We start from the raw sequence: 18477 nt of genomic DNA, 5'->3' as shown, positions 1-18477 counted from the left end.
GTGGTGGCATGAATCGCGAAATGTTGATGTTGGTGGATGCGATCTCGCGGGAGAAGAACGTCGAACGCGACGTGGTCTTCGGCGCGGTCGAATCCGCACTGGCGCAAGCCACCAAGAAGCTCCATCAGGGCGATGTGGACATCCGCGTGTCGGTCGATCGCGATAGCGGCGACTACGAAACCTTCCGCCGCTGGCACGTCGTTCCCGATGAAGCCGGCCTGCAGCTGCCCGACCAGGAAATCCTCCTGTTCGAGGCCAAGGAAGAAATGTCGGACATCGAAGTCGGCGAGTACATCGAAGAAGCGGTGGACTCGGTGCCTATCGGCCGCATCGGCGCCATGGCCGCCAAGCAGGTCATCCTGCAGAAGATCCGTGACGCGGAGCGCGAGATGCTGCTCAACGACTTCATGTCGCGCGGCGACAAGATCTTCGTGGGCACCGTCAAGCGCCTGGACAAGGGCGACATCATCGTCGAGGCCGGCCGCGTCGAAGGCCGCCTGCGCCGCAGCGAGATGATCGCCAAGGAAAACCTGCGCAACGGCGACCGCGTGCGGGCCATGATCATGGAGGTCGACCTGACGCTGCGCGGCGCGCCGATCATCCTGTCGCGCTCGGCACCCGAGTTCATGATCGAGCTCTTCCGCCAGGAAGTGCCCGAAATCGAGCAGGGCCTGCTCGAAATCAAGAGTTGCGCCCGTGACCCGGGTTCGCGCGCCAAGATCGCCGTGCTCTCGCACGACAAGCGCGTCGATCCGATCGGCACCTGTGTCGGCGTGCGTGGCACCCGCGTCAACGCCGTTACCAACGAGCTCGCCGGCGAGCGCGTGGACATCGTGCTGTGGAGCGAAGATCCGGCCCAGTTCGTGATCGGCGCCTTGGCTCCGGCCAACGTGTCGTCCATCGTGGTGGACGAAGAAAAGCACGCCATGGACGTGGTGGTCGACGAGGAAAACCTCGCCATCGCCATTGGCCGCGGCGGCCAGAACGTGCGCCTGGCTTCCGACCTCACGGGTTGGAAGATCAACATCATGGACGCCAACGAGTCTGCGCAGAAGCAGGCCGTCGAAACCGATGCCAGCCGCAAGCTGTTCATGGAAAAGCTCGATGTCGACGAGGAAATCGCCGACATCCTGATCGCCGAAGGCTTCAACAGCCTCGAGGAAGTGGCCTACGTGCCGATTTCCGAAATGCTGGAGATCGAAGCCTTCGACGAAGACACCATCAATGAGCTGCGCACGCGCGCCAAGGATGCGCTGTTGACCATGGAAATCGCCAAGGAAGAGGGTGTCGAGGTCCAGCCGCAGGTATCGCAAGACCTGCACGACCTCGAGGGCCTCGACCCCGAGCTGATTCCCAAGCTGACCGAAGCGGGCGTGAACACCCGTGACGATCTTGCCGACCTCGCGGTCGATGAACTCACCGAGATCACCGGCCACAGCGCCGATGACGCCAAAACTCTCATCTTGAAAGCCCGCGAACATTGGTTCGCTGGCCAAGAATGACGGTCATGAAGGCACGAAACCAATATGTCCAGTACCACTGTCGCCGAGTTCGCGAACGAGCTCAAGAAGACTCCCGAAACCTTGCTTGACCAGCTCAAGAGTGCAGGTGTGCCCAAAGCGGCCGCCACCGACGCCCTTACCGAGGCTGACAAGCAGCGCCTGCTCGGCCACCTGAAGGCCAGCCACGGCACCGTCGAGCCCGAGCGCAAGAAGATCACGCTGACCAAGAAGTCGACCAGCGAGATCAAGCAGGCCGACGCCACCGGCCGCGCCCGCACGATCCAGGTCGAGGTGCGCAAGAAGCGCACCTTCATCCAGCGCGAGGACGGTCATCCGGCCACGCCTGAATCGGCACAGCATGCGGAAGAAGCGCCGGTCGAGGCCCCCGAAGCCCCGCGCGTCGACGAGGCCGAACTGGCCCGTCGCGAGGAAGAGGCGCGCCGCCAGGCCGAACTGATCCGTCGCCAGGAAGAAGAACTGGCCGAGAAGCGTCGTCTGCGTGAAGAAGCCGAAGCCCGCGAACGCGAACAGGCCGAGAAGGTCGAGCGTGCCGAACAGGCTGAGCAGGCACAGCAGGAAGCCGTGCGCGTCGCTGCTGCGAAAAAGGCCGCTGCGTTCGCGGAAACCGCCGCCGTCAACGCCGCCAGCAAGGATGCGCATGCAAGGCACGCAGCCGCTCCGGCGGTGATTGCCGCTGCCGCCGCTGCCGAACAGCAGGCCGCCGACACCAAGCTCGCCGCGCAGAATGCTGCGACGCAAGCCAAGGAAGACGCGAAGGCCAAGGCCGCCGCCGAATCGAAGGCCCGTGCCGACGAGGAAGCCGCCCGCGCCAAGGACCTCGACGAGCGTCGCCGCAAGGCCCTCGCCGAAGCCGAGGCCATCCGCGCCATGATGAATGCACCGGCCCGCGTGCTGGTGCCGCACAAGGCGCCCGAGAAGCCGCAGCCCGAAAAGGCCGCGGTCAAGGGCACGCTGCACAAGCCGGCCACGCCCGCACCGCGTCCCGGCGCGCCGGCCGCTCCGGGTGCTGCTGCAGCGCCTGGCGCCGCGGGTGCCGGCAAGGAAGTCAAGTCCGCCAAGCTCTCCTCGAGCTGGGCGGGCGACCCTGCCAAGAAGAAGGAAATCAAGACCCGCGGCGATGCCAGCGGCGGTGTCAGTCGCGGCAACTGGCGCGGAGGCCCGCGTGGTCGCCGTGGCAACGACCGCGGCGGTCACGACGAGCAGCACGCACCGGCCGCACCGGTCGAGGCGCGCATTCTCGAAGTGCACGTGCCCGAAACCATCACGGTGGCCGAGCTCGCGCACAAGATGGCCGTCAAGGCGCAAGAGGTCATCAAGCAACTGATGAAGCTCGGCCAGATGGCGACCATCAACCAGTCGCTCGACCAGGACACCGCGATGATCCTGGTGGAAGAAATGGGCCATACCGCGGTGGTTGCCGCGCTGGACGACCCGGAAGCCTTCACCGACGACGACGTGTCGGCGCAAACCGCCGAGTCGCTGCCGCGCGCTCCGGTCGTGACCGTCATGGGTCACGTCGACCACGGCAAGACCTCGCTGCTGGACTACATCCGCCGCGCCAAGGTGGCTGCGGGCGAAGCCGGCGGCATCACGCAGCACATCGGCGCGTACCACGTGGAAACCGCACGCGGCATGGTGTCGTTCCTCGACACCCCGGGTCACGAGGCCTTCACGGCCATGCGTGCCCGCGGTGCGCAGGCCACTGACATCGTGATCCTGGTGGTGGCGGCCGACGACGGCGTCATGCCCCAGACCAAGGAAGCCATCAAGCACGCCAAGGCTGCGGGTGTGCCGATCGTGGTTGCCATCAACAAGGTGGACAAGCCCGACGCCAACCTGGACCGCGTGAAGCAGGAACTGGTGGCCGAAGAGGTGGTGCCTGAAGAGTACGGCGGCGACGTGCCGTTCGTGCCGGTGTCCGCCAAGACGGGCCAGGGCGTGGACGAGCTGCTCGAGCAGGTGCTGCTGCAGGCCGAAGTGCTGGAACTCAAGGCACCGGTGGAAGCCGCTGCCAAGGGCCTGGTCATCGAAGCCCAGCTCGACAAGGGCCGCGGCCCGGTCGCCACCGTGCTGGTGCAGTCCGGCACGCTGAAGACTGGCGACGTGGTGCTGGCCGGCTCGACCTATGGCCGCGTGCGCGCCATGCTGGACGAAGACGGCAAGTCGACCAAGTCGGCAGGTCCGTCGATTCCGGTCGAAATCCAGGGTCTGACCGAAGTGCCGCAAGCGGGCGACGAATTCATGGTGATGAGCGACGAGCGCCGTGCGCGCGAAATCGCCACCTACCGTGCCGGCAAGTTCCGCAACACCAAGTTGGCGAAGCTGCAGGCCGCGAACCTGCAGAACATGTTCACCGACCTGTCGGCGGGCGAAGTGCAGACGCTGCGCATCATCATCAAGGCCGACGTGCAGGGCTCGCAGGAAGCTTTGGCGCAATCGCTGCTCAAGCTGGCGACGGAAGAAGTCAAGGTGCAGGTGGTGTATGCCGGCGTGGGTGGTATCAGCGAAAGCGACATCAACCTGGCCATCGCTTCGAAGGCGGTCGTGATCGGTTTCAACGTGCGTGCCGATGCCGGTGCGCGCAAGCTGGCCGAGAACAACGGCGTGCAACTGAACTACTACAGCATCATTTACGACGCCGTGGACGAGATCAAGGTTGCGATGTCGGGCATGCTGGCTCCGGAGCGCCGCGAAGAGATCATCGGCTCGGCCGAGATCCGCACGGTGTTCGTGGCCTCGAAGATCGGTACGGTCGCAGGTTCGTACATCACCTCGGGCTCGGTCAACCGCAGTGCGCATTTCCGCCTGCTGCGCGACAACGTGGTGATCTACACCGGCGAAGTCGACTCGATCAAGCGCATGAAGGACGACGTCCGCGAAGTCCGCGAAGGTTTCGAGTGCGGTATCAAGCTCAAGAACTACAACGACATCAAAGAAGGCGATCAGCTCGAATTCTTCGAAATCAAGGAAATCGCCCGGACGCTGTAAGCGTTCGAAGCGAGAGAGTCCATGCCTAAAAGAAAAGCCGCCGCCCCCAACCGCGCGTTCAAGGTTGCCGACCAGATCCAGCGGGATCTGACGGAGCTGATCGCGCGCGAGTTGAAGGATCCGCGCGTGGGCATGGTCACGATCCAGGCCGTCGAGGTCACGCCCGACTATGCGCACGCGAAGATCTTCTTCAGCCTGCTCACGGGCGATGTGGACGAGACCACCGAAGCGCTGAATCAGGCCGCGGGCTTCCTGCGCAACGGCCTGTTCAAGCGCCTGCACATTCACACGGTGCCCACGCTGCACTTTCTGTTCGACCGCACCACCGAGCGTGCGGCCGACATGAACGCGCTCATCGCGCAAGCCGTCGCTTCGCGTTCGAAAGACGAATAGCCATGAACGCGCCACGCACAAGGGTGCAGCGGCGCCCTGTGCATGGGGTGTTGTTGCTCGACAAACCGCTGGGTCTCTCCAGCAACCAGGCTTTGCAGAAGGCCAAGTGGTTGCTGCGCGCGGAAAAAGCGGGCCACACCGGCACGCTCGATCCGCTCGCCACCGGCGTCCTGCCCTTGTGTTTCGGCGCGGCCACCAAGTTCAGCCAGCTGCACCTGGACGCCGACAAGATCTACGTGGCCACGGCCCGCCTGGGGGTGAAGACCGCCACCGGCGACGCCGAGGGCGAGGTGATCGAGGAGCGACCCGTGCATGTCACGCCAGAAGACCTGGCGCGCGTGGAGGCGCAGTTCACCGGAGCGATCCGTCAGGTGCCGCCGATGCACAGCGCACTGAAGAAGGACGGCAAGGCGCTGTATGAATACGCCCGTGAAGGCATCGAAGTTGAGCGGGCCCCGCGCGACGTCGTGATTCACCAGCTGAAAGTGTCGGATGCGAGCGTCCAGCCTCAAGAGTTTGCTATCAAAATCGAGGCAAACGTGAGCAAGGGCACCTACATCCGCACGCTCGGGGAAGACATCGGCGAGGCCCTCGGGTGTGGCGCACATCTGACTGCGCTGCGGCGCATCGCCACCGGCGGTTTTGTCCAGGCGCAGTGCATCACGCTCGAAGCCCTCGAAGCGATGGACGAAGAGCAGCGCCTGGCGCAGCTCTTGCCTGCCGAATCGCTGGTGGACGGCCACAGCCGCGTCACGCTCGGCGCGGAAGATGCGGCACGTTTTCTTTCGGGCCTGCGCCGCCGCGGCGACTGGGCCGATGCGGGCGAGGTGGCCGTGTTCGGCACCGAGCCGCCGGCCTTCCTGGGCTCCGCCCACGTCAAGGCCGGTGAATTGATCCCGGGGCGCTTGCTGAACCCCATCGAAATCCAGCAAATTCTTTTGAACGCACAACAGACCGAAGCGACACCATGAGTACCAAGCAAATCCGCAATATCGCCATCATTGCCCACGTGGACCATGGCAAGACCACGATGGTCGACCAGCTGCTGCGCCAGTCGGGCACCTTCGCCGAGCACGAGAAGGTCGTCGACACGGTGATGGACAACAACGCCATCGAAAAGGAACGTGGCATCACGATCCTGGCCAAGAACTGCGCCGTGACCTGGGAAGGCACGCACATCAACATCGTCGACACCCCGGGCCACGCGGACTTCGGCGGTGAAGTGGAACGCGCGCTGTCGATGGTCGACGGCGTGGTGCTGCTGATCGACGCGCAGGAAGGCCCGATGCCGCAGACGCGCTTCGTGACCAAGAAGGCGCTGGCCCTCGGCCTGAAGCCGATCCTGGTGGTGAACAAGGTCGACAAGCCGGGTGCCAACCCTGACAAGGTGGTCAACGCCGCCTTCGACCTGTTCGACAAGCTCGGTGCCACCGACGAACAGCTCGACTTCCCCGTGGTGTATGCCTCGGGCATCAACGGCTGGTCGTCGCTCGAAGAAGGCGCTCCCGGCGAGCAGTGGGGCCCCGACATGTCGGCCCTGTTCAACACCATCCTGAAGCACGTGCCGTCGCAAAAGGGCGACCCTGCAGCGCCGCTGCAGCTGCAGATTTCCGCACTCGACTTCTCGACCTTCGTCGGCCGCATCGGCGTGGGCCGCATCAGCCAGGGCACGCTGCGTCCGATGACCGACGTGCTGGTCATGGAAGGCCCGGACGGCAAGACCGTCAAGGGTCGCGTCAACCAGGTGCTGACCTTCCAGGGCCTGGACCGCGTGCAATCGACCGAAGCCGGTCCCGGCGAAATCGTGCTGATCAACGGCATCGCCGACATCGGCATCGGCGTCACCGTGACCGACAAGGACAATCCTGCGCCGCTGCCCATGCTCAAGGTCGACGAACCGACCCTGACCATGAACTTCTGCGTGAACACCAGCCCGCTGGCCGGCCGCGAAGGCAAGTTCGTCACCAGCCGCCAGATCTGGGACCGCCTGCAAAAGGAACTGCAGCACAACGTCGCCCTGCGCGTGAGCGAGACCGACGAAGAAGGCATCTTCGAAGTGATGGGCCGCGGCGAACTGCACCTGACCATCCTCTTGGAAAACATGCGCCGCGAGGGCTATGAAATGGCCGTCTCGAAGCCGCGCGTGGTGTTCCGCACCGTGAATGGCGAGAAGCACGAACCCATTGAAATGGTCACGGCCGACATCGAAGAAGGCCATCAGGGCGGCGTGATGCAGGCACTGGGCGAGCGCAAGGGCGAACTGGTCAACATGGAACCGGACGGCCGTGGTCGCGTGCGCCTGGAGTACCGCATTCCGGCGCGTGGCCTGATCGGCTTCACCAACGAATTCCTGAACCTGACGCGCGGCTCGGGCCTCATCAGCAACATCTTCGACAGCTACGAGGCGCACAAGGGCGACATCGGCGGCCGCAAGAACGGCGTGCTGATCTCGATGGACGACGGTGAAATCTTCACCTACGCGCTGGGCAAGCTGGATGACCGTGGCCGCATGTTCGTGAAGGCGAACGATCCGGTGTACGAAGGCATGATCGTGGGCATCCACAGCCGCGACAACGACCTGGTCGTGAACGCCACGCGCACCAAGCAGCTGACCAACTTCCGCGTGAGCGGCAAGGAAGACGCGATCAAGATCACGCCCCCGATCGACCTCACGCTGGAATACGGCGTCGAGTTCATCGAGGACGACGAGCTGGTCGAAATCACGCCCAAGAGCGTGCGCCTGCGCAAGCGCTTCCTGAAGGAAAACGAGCGCAAGCGCGCCGGCCGCGACACGTCGCAAGGCTGATGGCCTCAGCCCCTGCCTGTGCAGGGGCGCGCAGTATCCAGATCACCTTCTGGCGCAGCCTCTTCGAGAGGCTGCCGCCGGGGGTGATTTTTTCGTTGGGGCGCTGCGCTGTCTTATTGCGGCAGGGCCTCGGCGGCGAGGCCCGTGCGCTTCAAGCGCGCCTCGAGCACCGAGCGCAAGAAGGTCTTCGGAAAATCGTCGCTCACGCGCCAGTTGCCGTTCTCTTTCAGAAACTTGAATTCACCGGCCAGCGCGAGCGACTGGGTGTCTCCGCCGATGGCGCTCAGCAGTCGGTCGTTGTATTCGATGACGAGCGGGCAGGCCTGCACGGCGTCGTTCTCGAGCGCCCGGCATGGCCCGGCAACCTCGACCTCGGCGATCTCGCGCGAGCGGTCCGGGTCCTTGTCCACCAAGCCTGATTCGTTGCGAGGACGCTGGCGAGACAGTGCCGAGCTGGCCGAACGCGCGCTCAGCGGCGCGGCCCCTTCGCGGAATGCGTGCTCCAGCGCCGCACGACCGATGGGCTCGGCGTTGTAGCGCGGCTTGCCCTGGGCGTCGAGGTTGCCGAAGCGCGCCTGCACGATGGCCAGGTCGGCGCCGCGCACCACCATTTCGTCGCTCTTCGGCGCGACGGGGCCGATGGTGTAGGCCATCGGGTCGCGCTTGTCGCCCTGCGTCATCACGGCCGTGCAGCCGCGCACACGGTCCGTCTTGCGGTAGCCGATCTCGCGCATGCTGCCGATGGACGGCGTTTGAAGCTCGGCGCGCTTTTGCGGATCGAGGGTGCGCATGCGCACGTCCACGGAAACACGAAACATCAGGTTGTCGAGCGTCTTGCGCGTGGAGGCCGCGTCGCAGGCGGGCACGCCGGCCGGCGCAAAGAAGTACCAGCCGAGGCCGCCGCCGATCACCAGCACGGTCAGCATCAACTTCAATGCGCCGATGCGGCGGGCGCGCTGCGTGCGGGACTGCCATGCCTTCATGGCTTGCGCTTCGGCATCGATCAGCGCCTGTGCCTCGTTCACGATGCGGACGCGATCGGCGGCCATGGCAAAGGCCGGCTCGGCGGCAACCTGGGCGCGGAGTGCTTCGAAGCCTTTCTTGTCGATGAGCTCCTCGCTCACCAGCCAGGCCAGCGTGGCCGCTGCGGACGCGGGCACGCTGCCGACAACGGGTGTTTCTTCCAGCGCCTCGTCGCGTGTCGGCGTATCGATGAGGCCGTCGCTGTGCAGTGCCTGGAGCGCCTCATGGGTGATGCCTTGCCCGGCCAGTTCGACCATGTCGTCGGCGTCCATGGCGCTCATGGCGGCGTCGTCTGCGTGCGGATGGGCAGGCTCGGCGGCCTCGACCTTGTCGAGCGCGGCGTTCTGTTGGGCTTCGGTGATCAGGCCTCGCACGCGCATCCATGCCAGGGCATGCGCGGGCCCTGGAAGGGGCGGGAGACTCGGCGTCTCGGGATGTGCGAGCACGGCGTCGTGCTGCGTGTCGGTGATCAGGCCCTGGGTCAGCAGCGCAAGGAACGCGTCGGGGTTGGCGTCAGAAGTCATGCGGGCATTCTGCCGTGCCCCCTCGGAGCGATGCGTCGGTCGATGCGGTCAAAAAAAAACGCCGGCAGTTGCCGGCGTTTCGTTGAGGTGCCCTGGTGAATCAGGGGCGCGCAACCTTCCAGGCGCCGTTGGCAACGCCGTCGCCGGTCTTGTCGCCAGCCTTGGCGTCCTTCGACCAGAAGTACAGCGGCCAGCCCTTGTAGGCCCATTGGCGCTTGCCGTCTTCGCGAATGATGATGGTGTAGCCGCCGATGGGCTTGGCCGTCTCGGCCACGCCGAGCGGGGGCCAGTTGGTGGCGCACTGGGCGTTGCAGGCGGAGGTGCCGGCGCCGGCCGTGTCCTTGGTGAAGGTGTACAGCGTCATGCCGTTCGGTCCGACCAGCACGCCGTCGGCGGTGCGGGTGGGGGTGTCGGGCGCTTTGGCGGTCGGGGACATGCTGCCGCAGCCGGCAAGCAGGGCCGCCGCGAGGATCGAGGCGCTGAGCAATTTCATGCAGTTTCTCCTTCAGTTGAAAAATCGCGAAGTCGGATCCGGTGACGGGCCGGGCCGAATAAATGCGCGAGCCGGCAGTTTATGCGTTCATCAAGACAAATCGCGGTAGGCCAGCGTCGCCAGTTTGAGCAGCAGTTCTCGCGGCAGCTTGCCCGCGAGGGCGTAGCCGAAGCCTTGGTCGACCCAGTAGAAGCTGGGCACGGAGCCTTCGGAGGCGAAGCGGAAGGCGGTTTCGCGCGCGGCGGCGGCCCCGGCGGCGTTGGCGTCGAGCGTGCCGATGTACAGCGTCACGCGCTCGCCGGCGGCGTCCTCGAACATGAACTGGGCGCGAGCGCCGGTTTCTCCGGGCAGCAACCGGCCACCGACCAGGGTGTACCCCTGGGAAGACAGGTCGGGCACCTTCAACGGCCGGTCCAGGCGCTTGGACAGCCACTGCACCAGATGCTGCTGCTCGGACGCGGCCACTTCGACAGGGTGCCGCTTCTCCGGCACGTACACGGCGTGCGCCATTGACGCGTCGTGCACGAACTCGCGCACCGCAGGTGCCTTGGCCAGCTGCGAGCCGCCGCGCGCGGCGGACCATTGGCTGCTGCCGATCCAGCCGGCGGCGAAAGCGACCAGCACGCCGGCCGCCATGCCGCCCCAGCGCATCCAGGAAGCACGCGGCGCTTGTCGTGTCGGATGGCCGCCGAGCGCATTCATCAGGGCCGCGGGAACGGGCTCGTCGAGCAGTTCGCCGTGCAGCCTGCGCAAGGCGTCGCGCTGCGTGTGCCACGCGGCGATCTTGGCGGCCACGGCAGGATCGCGCGCAATGGCTTCTTCGACCGCGCCATGTCGCTCGGCAGCCAGTTGGCCGTCGACCCAGGCGTGCAGCTCGTCGTCGGTGGGGGGCGGGGCGGGGCGGTTCATGCTGTGGCGATTTTCATTTGAGGCGGCGCAGGCCGGGACGAACGGGCGCGCAGGCGCCGTCCATCAGTTCCTGCAGCCGGACGCGGGCGCGCGACAGGCGCGACATGACGGTGCCCGCGGGAATGCCGAGCACCTTGGCCACCTCGGCATATGACAGGTCTTCGAGCGTCACCAGCAGCAGCACGGCGCGTTGCTCCTCGGGCAACTGCATCAGGCAGCGTTGCAGGTCCAGGCGCGTGCCCTGGTCGCGGCCCGGGTCGATGCCGCCCTGCATTTCGTGCGGCAGGTCGTCGAGCGAGACCACGGCATGCGGTGGCGGCGTGCGCCGCACCTGGCTGGCAAAGATGTTGTGCATCACGGTGAACAGCCACGCGCGCAGATCGCTGCCCACGACCCACAGGCGCCACTTGCTGCAGGCGCGCTCGAGCGTGTCCTGCACCAGGTCATCGGCGGCCCATGCATTGCCCGTGAGCGCACGCGCATAGCGGCGCAGGCTCGGGGTGTGCTCGATCAGCAGGCGGGCGTCCATGAGGGCGTGCACCGATCCAAGAAAGTCGATCAGGGCTTGGCGATTTTCCAGGTGCCGTTGACGCCGTCGCCGGTCTTGTCTCCCGGCTTGCTGTCCTTGGCCCAGTAGTACAGGGGCCAGCCCTTGGCGGCCCATTGCTTCTTGCCGTCGTCGCGGGTGACGATGGTGAAGTCGCCAGTCGCCTTGTCGCCTTCGGAGGCGATGAACGGCGGCCAGTTGGTGGCGCAGCCGCCGTTGCAGGCCGACTTGCCGCTGCCCGCGGTGTCCTTGTCGAAGGTGTAGAGCGTCATGCCCGTGGCGCCGACGAGCGCGCCATCGGCGGGCTTGGGCTGGGCGAAGGCCGGCAGCGCGAGCAGGGCGCCGAGCAGCACGGCGAAGGAAGCACGCGAAAGAAGAGGAGGGAGCGAACGGCTGAAAGGCGACATGGAAAGACTCCTGGGTTGTGATGGCACCGGCTTGTCCGGTGACAAACGTACAAACGCCCGCGGCGGGTCTTTTATTCCATGGCCTGCAAAAAAAGATTCAGCGGCTGCGGCTCTTCATGGCGCGCTCGACCTCGCGCTTGCCTTCGCGGTCCTTGATGGTGTCGCGTTTGTCGTGCTCGGCCTTGCCCTTGGCCAGCGCGATGTCGCACTTCACCTTGCCGGCTTTCCAGTGCAGGTTGAGTGGCACCAGCGTGTAGCCCTTCTGCTCGATCTTTCCGACGAGGCGGCGGATTTCTTCCTTGTGCAGCAGCAGTTTCTTGGTGCGTATCGAGTCGGGACTGACGTGGGTCGAGGCGCTCTTGAGCGGGTTGATCTGCAGGCCCACCACGTACAGCTCGCCTTCGCGGATCACCACGTAGCCGTCGGTCAGCTGCACCTTGCCTTCGCGCAGCGATTTGACTTCCCAGCCCTCGAGGACCATGCCGGCCTCGAAGCGCTCTTCGAAGAAATAGTTGTAGGCGGCCTTCTTGTTGTCGGCGATGCGGGAGGAGGTGTCTTGTTTCTTTGTGGCCATGACTCAGGAATGTTGGGGCTGCATGGCTTCAATACAATCTCCGTCGCGCACGCGTGCCGATTCTATGAAAACAGTCAACAAGTCCGTCCTCATCTGGTACAGCGCCGAAGAAATGTACGCGCTGGTCACCGACGTGGCCAAGTATCCGCAGTTTCTTCCCTGGTGCGACAAGTCGCGCGTCGTCGAGCAGCACGAGGATGGCATGACTGCCGAAGTCGGCCTGTCCTTCGGCGGGCTGCACAAGAGCTTTACTACCCGCAACACCCATGTGCCGGGGCGCGAGGTGCAGCTCAAGCTGGTCGACGGGCCGTTCTCCAACCTCGACGGCCAATGGAAGTTCGTGCCGGTGGGCGAAGCGGGCGAGCGCGCCTGCCGCGTCGAACTGCACCTGAGCTACGGCTTCAGCAATTTCGCGCTCCAGGCGCTGGTGGGGCCGGTCTTCGACACCATCGCCTCCAGTCTTGTCGAGGCCTTCGTCAAGCGCGCCGAGCAGGTCTACGGCGTCACCTGATGACCGGTGCGATCGAGGTCACCCTGAGCTGCTCGCCTGCGGCGCGCGAGGTGTTCGAGCAGATGCTGCGGCTTGCGCCCGGTACGACTGTGGCCGATGCGGTCAAGGCCAGCGGGCTGTCTCGGCAGTTTCCGGACCTGGACTGGCGCCACGCCACCACACCAGGCATTTGGGGCAGGGCGGTCGAGTGGGACCAGGCCCTGAAGGCCGGTGACCGCGTCGAGCTGTGCCGTCCCCTCGAGGTCGATCCGAAGGTCGCGCGCCGGGAGCGCTTTCAGCGCCAGGGCGCGCGGGGAACCGGTCTTTTCGCGAACCGCCGCAAGGGCGGCGCGGACGGTTACTGACGCTGCTGCGTCAGCGTCACTTGCAGTCGCTGTCGATGACCGACTGAATGCGCTTTTGCTCGGCGGCGCGCGCGGAGTCGTCCATGATTTCGCGCTCGCCTTTCGCGTTGACCTTGGCGATGCGGATGCCGCTGTCGACCGTGGCCTTTCCCTGGCGGGCGAGGGCGCAGTTGTCGGCCTTGGCCTTGGCGACCTTGGCGGCCTCGGCAGCCTGCCTGGCCTTTTCGTCGGCTTCGGCCTTTTTGGTTTTCTCTTCGAGTTCCTTGTCGACACCGGTGGGCTTCGGGGCCGCGGCGGCCTTCGGTGCGGCATCGGCGGCGCCTTCCGCGGGCGCGGCGTCCACGTTCGGGTTCGCGGTGGAGCGTGCGACCGGTGGCGGGCCGACGCGGCGCAGGATGTTCTTCTCGGGAATGTCGGGCGGCGGCGCCTGGTCGCTGAAGACCTTCTTGCCGTTCTTGTCGAGCCATTGCCATTGGGCGCTCGCGGAGAGCGGCAGCGCAACGACACATCCCAGTACCAGCCAATGCACGAATTTCATGCGCGAATTCTAGCCACGCCTTACTTTTTGCAACATCCGCATCGGTTGGCATTGGGTGGTTTTGCAACGCCGCGAAAAAGCCCGGGCCGGCAAACCCTTCGGGCGCCTCGTTACAATCCGTCTTTTGGAGCTTCACCCATGCGCCTTCTCGGCAAAGCGCTCACCTTCGACGATGTGTTGTTGGTGCCAGCGTTCTCCCAGGTCCTGCCCAAGGACACCTCCCTCGCCACCAAACTCTCCCGCAACATCACGCTGAACCTGCCGCTCGTCTCGGCGGCCATGGACACCGTGACGGAAGCCCGCCTCGCGATCGCCATCGCGCAGGAGGGCGGCATGGGAATCGTGCACAAGAACCTCACCGCGCAACAGCAGGCCGCCGAAGTGGCCCGCGTGAAGCGCTACGAGTCGGGCGTGCTGCGCGACCCGGTGGTGATCACGCCGACGCACTCGGTGCGCCAGGTGATGGCGCTGTCCGACCAGCTCGGCATTTCCGGCTTCCCGGTGATCGACGGCGGCAAGGTCGTGGGCATCGTGACGGGGCGCGACCTGCGCTTCGAAACCCGCTACGACGTGCCCGTGAGCGAAATCATGACGCAGCGCGACAAGCTCATCACCGTGCCAGACGGCACCACGCTGGCCGATGCCAAGGCGCTGCTCAACAAGTACAAGCTCGAGCGCCTGCTGGTCATCAACAGCGACTGGGAGCTCAAGGGCCTGATCACCGTCAAGGACATCACCAAGCAGACCAGCTTCCCCAACGCCGCACGCGACGCCAGCGGCCGCCTGCGCGTGGGCGCGGCGGTGGGCGTCGGTGACGGCACCGAGGAGCGCGTCGAAGCGCTGGTGAAGGCCGGTGTCGACGCCATCGTCGTCGACACCGCGCATGGCCACAGCGCCGGCGTGATCGAGCGCGTGCGCTGGGTCAAGCGCAACTATCCGCAGGTCGACGTCATCGGCGGCAACATCGCCACCGGTGACGCAGCGCGTGCGCTGGCCGACGTGGGCGCCGATGCGGTCAAGGTCGGCATCGGCCCGGGCTCCATCTGCACCACCCGCATCGTGGCCGGCGTGGGCGTGCCGCAGATCATGGCGGTCGACAGCGTCGCCACCGCGCTGCAGGGCACGGGCATTCCGCTCATTTCCGACGGCGGCGTGCGCTACTCGGGCGACATCGCCAAGGCGATTGCCGCCGGCGCCAGCACCGTGATGATGGGCAGCATGTTCGCCGGCACCGAAGAGGCACCCGGCGAAATCGTGCTGTACCAGGGCCGCAGCTACAAGAGCTACCGCGGCATGGGCTCCATCGGCGCAATGCAGCAGGGCAGTGCCGACCGGTACTTCCAGGAATCGAGCACCGGCAATCCCAACACCGACAAGCTGGTGCCCGAAGGCATCGAAGGCCGCGTGCCTTACAAAGGCTCGATCGTCTCCATCGTCTACCAGATGGCCGGCGGCGTGCGCGCCAGCATGGGCTACTGCGGTTGCGCGACCATCGCGGACATGCAGAACAAGGCCGAGTTCGTCGAGATCACCACGGCCGGCATCCGTGAGAGCCACGTGCACGACGTGCAGATCACGAAGGAAGCGCCGAACTACCGGGCTGAGTAAGCCTAATCTGGCCAGACCTTGAAAGTCGGGCCACATTGGCATTAGAATTTGGGCCAGATTCAGTTTTTCTGGCCCAAATGCAATCCATCGGCATCGCTGAAGCCAAGAACAACTTCTCGGCCCTGATCGACCTCGTCGAAAAGGGCGAGGAGGTTCGCATCACCCGCCACGGCAAGGAAGTCGTGCGCATGCTGCCGGTGCGTCGCAAGCCCGTCATCACCGACGAGCAGATCGAGCGCGAGCTCGGGCAGATCGACGCGCTGCACGCCACCATCCGGCCCGGTCTTTCGTTGCGCGCCTTGCGCGAAGAAGGGCGCCAGCCATGACCGCCTTCGTCATGGACGCCTCGGTCACCGCCGCCTGGCTGCTGCCCGACCAGGCCAGCGAACACACCCGCAAGCTCTACGCCGCCATTCGCCGCGACGAGGTCGAGCCGCAGGCGCCCAACGCCTGGCAATGGGAGTGCGCCAACATTCTTGCCAACGGCGTGCGCAGCGGCCGCATCCCCGCGTCCGCGGTCGAAGGGCTGTGGAGCGTGCTCGACGCCATCCGCCACCGCGTGGAACTGCACGAGCTCGCACCCGCGCAACACAAGGCCGTGCTGGCCGTGGCCATCGACGCCGGCGTGTCGCTGTACGACGCAGGCTATCTCTGGCTCGCCAAATCGCTAGATCTCCCGCTCGCCACTTTCGACGAGCAACTCATCCAGGCGGCGCCGCACGCGGGCGTCAAGCTGTTCGACATTTCAACGCTCTGAGTCCTCTCGCCATGCAACACGACAAGATCCTCATCCTCGACTTCGGCTCGCAAGTCACGCAACTCATTGCACGCCGCGTGCGCGAAGCCCATGTGCTGAGCGAAGTGCATCCCTGCGACGTCACCGACGAATGGGTGCGCGAATACGCCGCCGACGGCCACCTGAAGGGCGTGATCCTTTCCGGCAGCCACGCCAGCGTGTACGAGGATACCACCGACAAGTGCCCGCAGGCCGTGTTCGACCTCGGCGTGCCGGTGCTCGGCATCTGCTACGGCATGCAGACCATGGCCCATCAGCTCGGCGGCAAGGTCGAGGGCGGCCACAAGCGGGAGTTCGGCTTTGCGGCGGTGCGCGCCCATGGCCACACCGCGCTGCTGAAGGACATTGCCGACTTCACCACGCCCGAAGGGCACGGCATGCTCAACGTGTGGATGAGCCACGGCGACAAGGTCACCGAGCTGCCGCCGGGCTTCAAGCTCATGGCCAGCACCGACAGCTGCCCCATCGCCGGCATGGCCGACGAGGCGCGCCGCTACTACGGCGTGCAGTTCCACCCGGAAGTCACGCACACCGTGCAGGGCAAGGCGCTGCTCGAGCGCTTCGTGCTCGGCATCTGCGATGCCAAGCCCGACTGGGTCATGCGCGACCACATCGCCGAGGCCGTGCAGAAGATCCGCGAGCAGGTGGGTGACGAGGAAGTCATCCTGGGCCTGTCCGGCGGCGTCGATTCGAGCGTGGCTGCCGCGCTCATCCACCGCGCCATCGGCGACCAGCTGACTTGCGTGTTCGTCGACCACGGCCTGCTGCGCCTGAACGAGGGCGACCTGGTCATGGAGATGTTCGAAGGCAAGCTCAACGCGAAGGTGATTCGCGTCGATGCCAGCGACCTGTTCCTCGGCAAGCTCGCAGGCGTGAGCGACCCCGAAGCCAAGCGCAAGATCATCGGCGGCGAGTTCGTCACCGTGTTCAAGCAGGAAGCCGCGAAGTTGAAGGCCGGCGATGGTGGTCACAAGGGCGCGACCTTCCTCGCGCAGGGCACCATCTACCCCGACGTCATCGAGTCGGGCGGCGCCAAGAGCAAGAAGGCCGTCACCATCAAGAGCCACCACAACGTGGGCGGCCTGCCCGAGCAGTTGGGCCTCAAGCTGCTCGAGCCGCTGCGCGACCTGTTCAAGGACGAAGTGCGCGAACTGGGCGTTGCACTCGGCCTGCCGCCCGAGATGGTGTACCGCCATCCGTTCCCCGGGCCGGGCCTGGGCGTGCGCATCCTGGGCGAGGTGAAGAAGGAATACGCCGACCTGCTGCGCCGCGCCGATGCGATCTTCATCGAGGAGTTGCGCAACTTCAAGGACGAGTCGGGCAAGACTTGGTACGACCTCACGAGCCAGGCCTTCACCGTGTTCCTGCCGGTGAAGAGCGTGGGCGTGATGGGCGACGGGCGCACCTACGACTACGTGGTGGCGCTGCGCGCCGTGCAGACCAGCGACTTCATGACGGCCGACTGGGCCGAGCTGCCCTACGCGCTGCTGAAGAAGGTGTCGGGCCGCATCATCAATGAAGTGCGCGGCATCAACCGCGTGACCTACGACGTGTCGAGCAAGCCGCCGGCGACGATCGAGTGGGAGTGAGTTGACGTCCTTCGGGGACTATCGCCAGCTATCGAAAAGCTGACCGCAGCTCCACAACATCGTGGGAGCAATTCATCTCTCGGGTCGTTCTCATCGACGCGATGGTTGGGGCGACACCGGGTGCCGGATGTCGATGCAATGAGGGAGCCGATGCCCGCCTGGCGCGCCGCCTTCCTTGAGCACCGGGCGTTCGCTGTCGCACAGACGACCGGCCCGGTTCCCCCTATCTTCAGGTCAAGTGTTGCTTGGCCTGGAGGCGGCGGTGGTCGAAATGATAGGTGCGACTGAAAGCAGAAGCGGCGGTTGGCGTGCGCACGCTAGGGCAAGGCGTCGCGCGTGGCGAAGATGCTTGCCATTTCCGCCGCGTTCTGGGTTCCCCAGGTGCACAGCGGGACGATCGCGTCGGCCAGGGTGCGACCGAGCGGGGTCAGCGCGTAGTCCACACGCGGCGGCACTTCCTTGTAGTCGGTCCGCGCCAGCACGCGATCGGCCTCCAGATCCTTCAATTGCTGGATCAGCACCTTGTCGCTGACGCCCGGTATCAAGCGCTTGAGCTCGCCGTAGCGCTTCGGGCCGTCGCGCAGGAAGAACAGGACCAGCGGTTTCCACTTGCCCGAGATGATGCGCAGCGTGGCGTTGAGCCCGCAGCCGGTATCGCAGATTTCAGTGGGTTTCGTCATTTTTGGGTACTTACCTAAATGTGAATACTTGTCGTTAGGTTATCAGAACTGCATGTTTGTCCTCGGGCAAGCAGTTCCCTGCTTCCGTACAACTCCAAAGAAGGATGCATGACATGACCAGACTGAATGGAAAGACCGCCGTGATCACCGGCGGCGCTACCGGCATCGGCCTCGCCGCTGCAAAGCGCTTCATCGAGGAGGGCGCCTTCGTCTTCATCTTCGGC

General features: G+C 65.4%; 20 protein-coding genes. 12 read left to right on the top strand and 8 right to left on the bottom strand.

The window, feature by feature from the left end:
• The first annotated feature begins 8 nt into the window (after nt 1–8).
• The 5 genes from nusA to typA are packed head-to-tail and all read left to right on the top strand — an operon-like array spanning nt 9 to nt 7710.
• Nucleotides 9–1502: a transcription termination factor NusA gene (gene nusA / locus ACSFBM_RS07110; protein WP_435438315.1), complete on the top strand. Its 1494-nt coding sequence runs from the start codon at nt 9–11 to the stop codon at nt 1500–1502.
• Nucleotides 1503–1526: 24 nt separating this feature from the next.
• The gene (infB, locus tag ACSFBM_RS07105; protein WP_435483754.1) at nt 1527–4511 is read left to right on the top strand and encodes a translation initiation factor IF-2; all 2985 of its coding nucleotides are present in this window, start codon (nt 1527–1529) and stop codon (nt 4509–4511) included.
• 21 nt (nt 4512–4532) lie between these two features.
• Nucleotides 4533–4904: a 30S ribosome-binding factor RbfA gene (rbfA, locus tag ACSFBM_RS07100; protein ID WP_093122236.1), complete on the top strand. Its 372-nt coding sequence runs from the start codon at nt 4533–4535 to the stop codon at nt 4902–4904.
• A gap of 2 nt (nt 4905–4906) precedes the next feature.
• Nucleotides 4907–5875, top strand: a complete 969-nt coding sequence (gene truB / locus ACSFBM_RS07095) for a tRNA pseudouridine(55) synthase TruB (protein WP_435483753.1) — start codon at nt 4907–4909, stop codon at nt 5873–5875.
• Nucleotides 5872–7710 (top strand): translational GTPase TypA, encoded by a 1839-nt coding sequence (gene typA, locus ACSFBM_RS07090; protein ID WP_435483752.1) that lies wholly within the window; start codon nt 5872–5874, stop codon nt 7708–7710. Before truB ends, typA begins: the two co-directional genes overlap by 4 nt.
• Nucleotides 7711–7823: 113 nt before the next feature.
• On the opposite strand, the gene ACSFBM_RS07085 is transcribed toward typA, so the two are convergent.
• The 6 genes from ACSFBM_RS07085 to smpB all read right to left on the bottom strand — a co-directional run bounded on the left by ACSFBM_RS07085 (nt 7824) and on the right by smpB (nt 12187).
• Nucleotides 7824–9257 carry a hypothetical protein gene (locus ACSFBM_RS07085; RefSeq protein WP_435483751.1) on the bottom strand — a complete coding sequence of 478 codons (1434 nt, stop codon included), beginning with the start codon at nt 9255–9257 and terminating at the stop codon, nt 7824–7826.
• Nucleotides 9258–9357: 100 nt separating this feature from the next.
• On the bottom strand, nt 9358–9750 hold the full coding sequence (locus tag ACSFBM_RS07080; RefSeq protein WP_435483750.1) for a COG4315 family predicted lipoprotein: 393 nt from the start codon (nt 9748–9750) through the stop codon (nt 9358–9360).
• Nucleotides 9751–9840: 90 nt separating this feature from the next.
• A complete protein-coding gene (locus ACSFBM_RS07075; RefSeq protein ID WP_435483749.1) occupies nt 9841–10659 on the bottom strand; it encodes an anti-sigma factor family protein in 819 nt (272 codons plus the stop codon).
• Nucleotides 10660–10672: 13 nt separating this feature from the next.
• Nucleotides 10673–11188: a sigma-70 family RNA polymerase sigma factor gene (locus ACSFBM_RS07070; protein ID WP_435483748.1), complete on the bottom strand. Its 516-nt coding sequence runs from the start codon at nt 11186–11188 to the stop codon at nt 10673–10675.
• 29 nt (nt 11189–11217) lie between these two features.
• Complete coding sequence (locus ACSFBM_RS07065; protein ID WP_435483747.1) at nt 11218–11613, bottom strand: COG4315 family predicted lipoprotein; 396 nt, start codon at nt 11611–11613, stop codon at nt 11218–11220.
• 97 nt (nt 11614–11710) lie between these two features.
• Nucleotides 11711–12187 carry an SsrA-binding protein SmpB gene (gene smpB, locus ACSFBM_RS07060; protein WP_435438324.1) on the bottom strand — a complete coding sequence of 159 codons (477 nt, stop codon included), beginning with the start codon at nt 12185–12187 and terminating at the stop codon, nt 11711–11713.
• Between the two features lie 64 nt (nt 12188–12251).
• On the opposite strand from smpB, the gene ACSFBM_RS07055 reads away from it, so the two are divergent.
• The gene (locus tag ACSFBM_RS07055) at nt 12252–12698 is read left to right on the top strand and encodes a type II toxin-antitoxin system RatA family toxin (protein ID WP_435483746.1); all 447 of its coding nucleotides are present in this window, start codon (nt 12252–12254) and stop codon (nt 12696–12698) included.
• Entirely contained in the window at nt 12698–13042 is a 345-nt protein-coding gene (locus tag ACSFBM_RS07050) for an RnfH family protein (RefSeq protein ID WP_435483745.1), read from the top strand. Before ACSFBM_RS07055 ends, ACSFBM_RS07050 begins: the two co-directional genes overlap by 1 nt.
• A gap of 16 nt (nt 13043–13058) precedes the next feature.
• Here ACSFBM_RS07050 and ACSFBM_RS07045 read toward each other — a convergent pair whose 3' ends face one another.
• Nucleotides 13059–13580, bottom strand: a complete 522-nt coding sequence (locus ACSFBM_RS07045; protein ID WP_435483744.1) for a DUF4124 domain-containing protein — start codon at nt 13578–13580, stop codon at nt 13059–13061.
• Between the two features lie 138 nt (nt 13581–13718).
• On the opposite strand from ACSFBM_RS07045, the gene guaB reads away from it, so the two are divergent.
• From guaB to guaA, 4 genes are all read left to right on the top strand, one after another.
• Complete coding sequence (gene guaB / locus ACSFBM_RS07040; protein ID WP_435483743.1) at nt 13719–15188, top strand: IMP dehydrogenase; 1470 nt, start codon at nt 13719–13721, stop codon at nt 15186–15188.
• Nucleotides 15189–15265: 77 nt separating this feature from the next.
• Nucleotides 15266–15514: a type II toxin-antitoxin system Phd/YefM family antitoxin gene (locus ACSFBM_RS07035; RefSeq protein WP_435438329.1), complete on the top strand. Its 249-nt coding sequence runs from the start codon at nt 15266–15268 to the stop codon at nt 15512–15514.
• A complete protein-coding gene (locus ACSFBM_RS07030) occupies nt 15511–15945 on the top strand; it encodes a type II toxin-antitoxin system VapC family toxin (protein ID WP_435483742.1) in 435 nt (144 codons plus the stop codon). The genes ACSFBM_RS07035 and ACSFBM_RS07030 overlap by 4 nt, the downstream gene beginning before the upstream one ends.
• Nucleotides 15946–15956: 11 nt before the next feature.
• Complete coding sequence (guaA, locus tag ACSFBM_RS07025; protein ID WP_435483741.1) at nt 15957–17573, top strand: glutamine-hydrolyzing GMP synthase; 1617 nt, start codon at nt 15957–15959, stop codon at nt 17571–17573.
• 317 nt (nt 17574–17890) lie between these two features.
• Here the strand turns inward: guaA and ACSFBM_RS07020 are convergent, their stop codons facing one another.
• On the bottom strand, nt 17891–18253 hold the full coding sequence (locus ACSFBM_RS07020) for a winged helix-turn-helix transcriptional regulator (RefSeq protein WP_435483740.1): 363 nt from the start codon (nt 18251–18253) through the stop codon (nt 17891–17893).
• A 113-nt stretch (nt 18254–18366) separates the two neighbouring features.
• Between ACSFBM_RS07020 and ACSFBM_RS07015 the strand changes: the two genes are divergently transcribed.
• A partial coding sequence (locus ACSFBM_RS07015) for an SDR family NAD(P)-dependent oxidoreductase (RefSeq protein ID WP_435484774.1) occupies nt 18367–18477 on the top strand: 111 nt, incomplete at its 3' end.

The sequence above is a fragment of the Variovorax pasteuri genome (genome assembly GCF_051216435.1).
Taxonomy (GTDB): Bacteria; Pseudomonadota; Gammaproteobacteria; order Burkholderiales; family Burkholderiaceae_C; genus Variovorax.
Note: the sequence above shows the minus strand (reverse complement) of the source record. Positions and strands in the feature narration are given on the sequence as shown.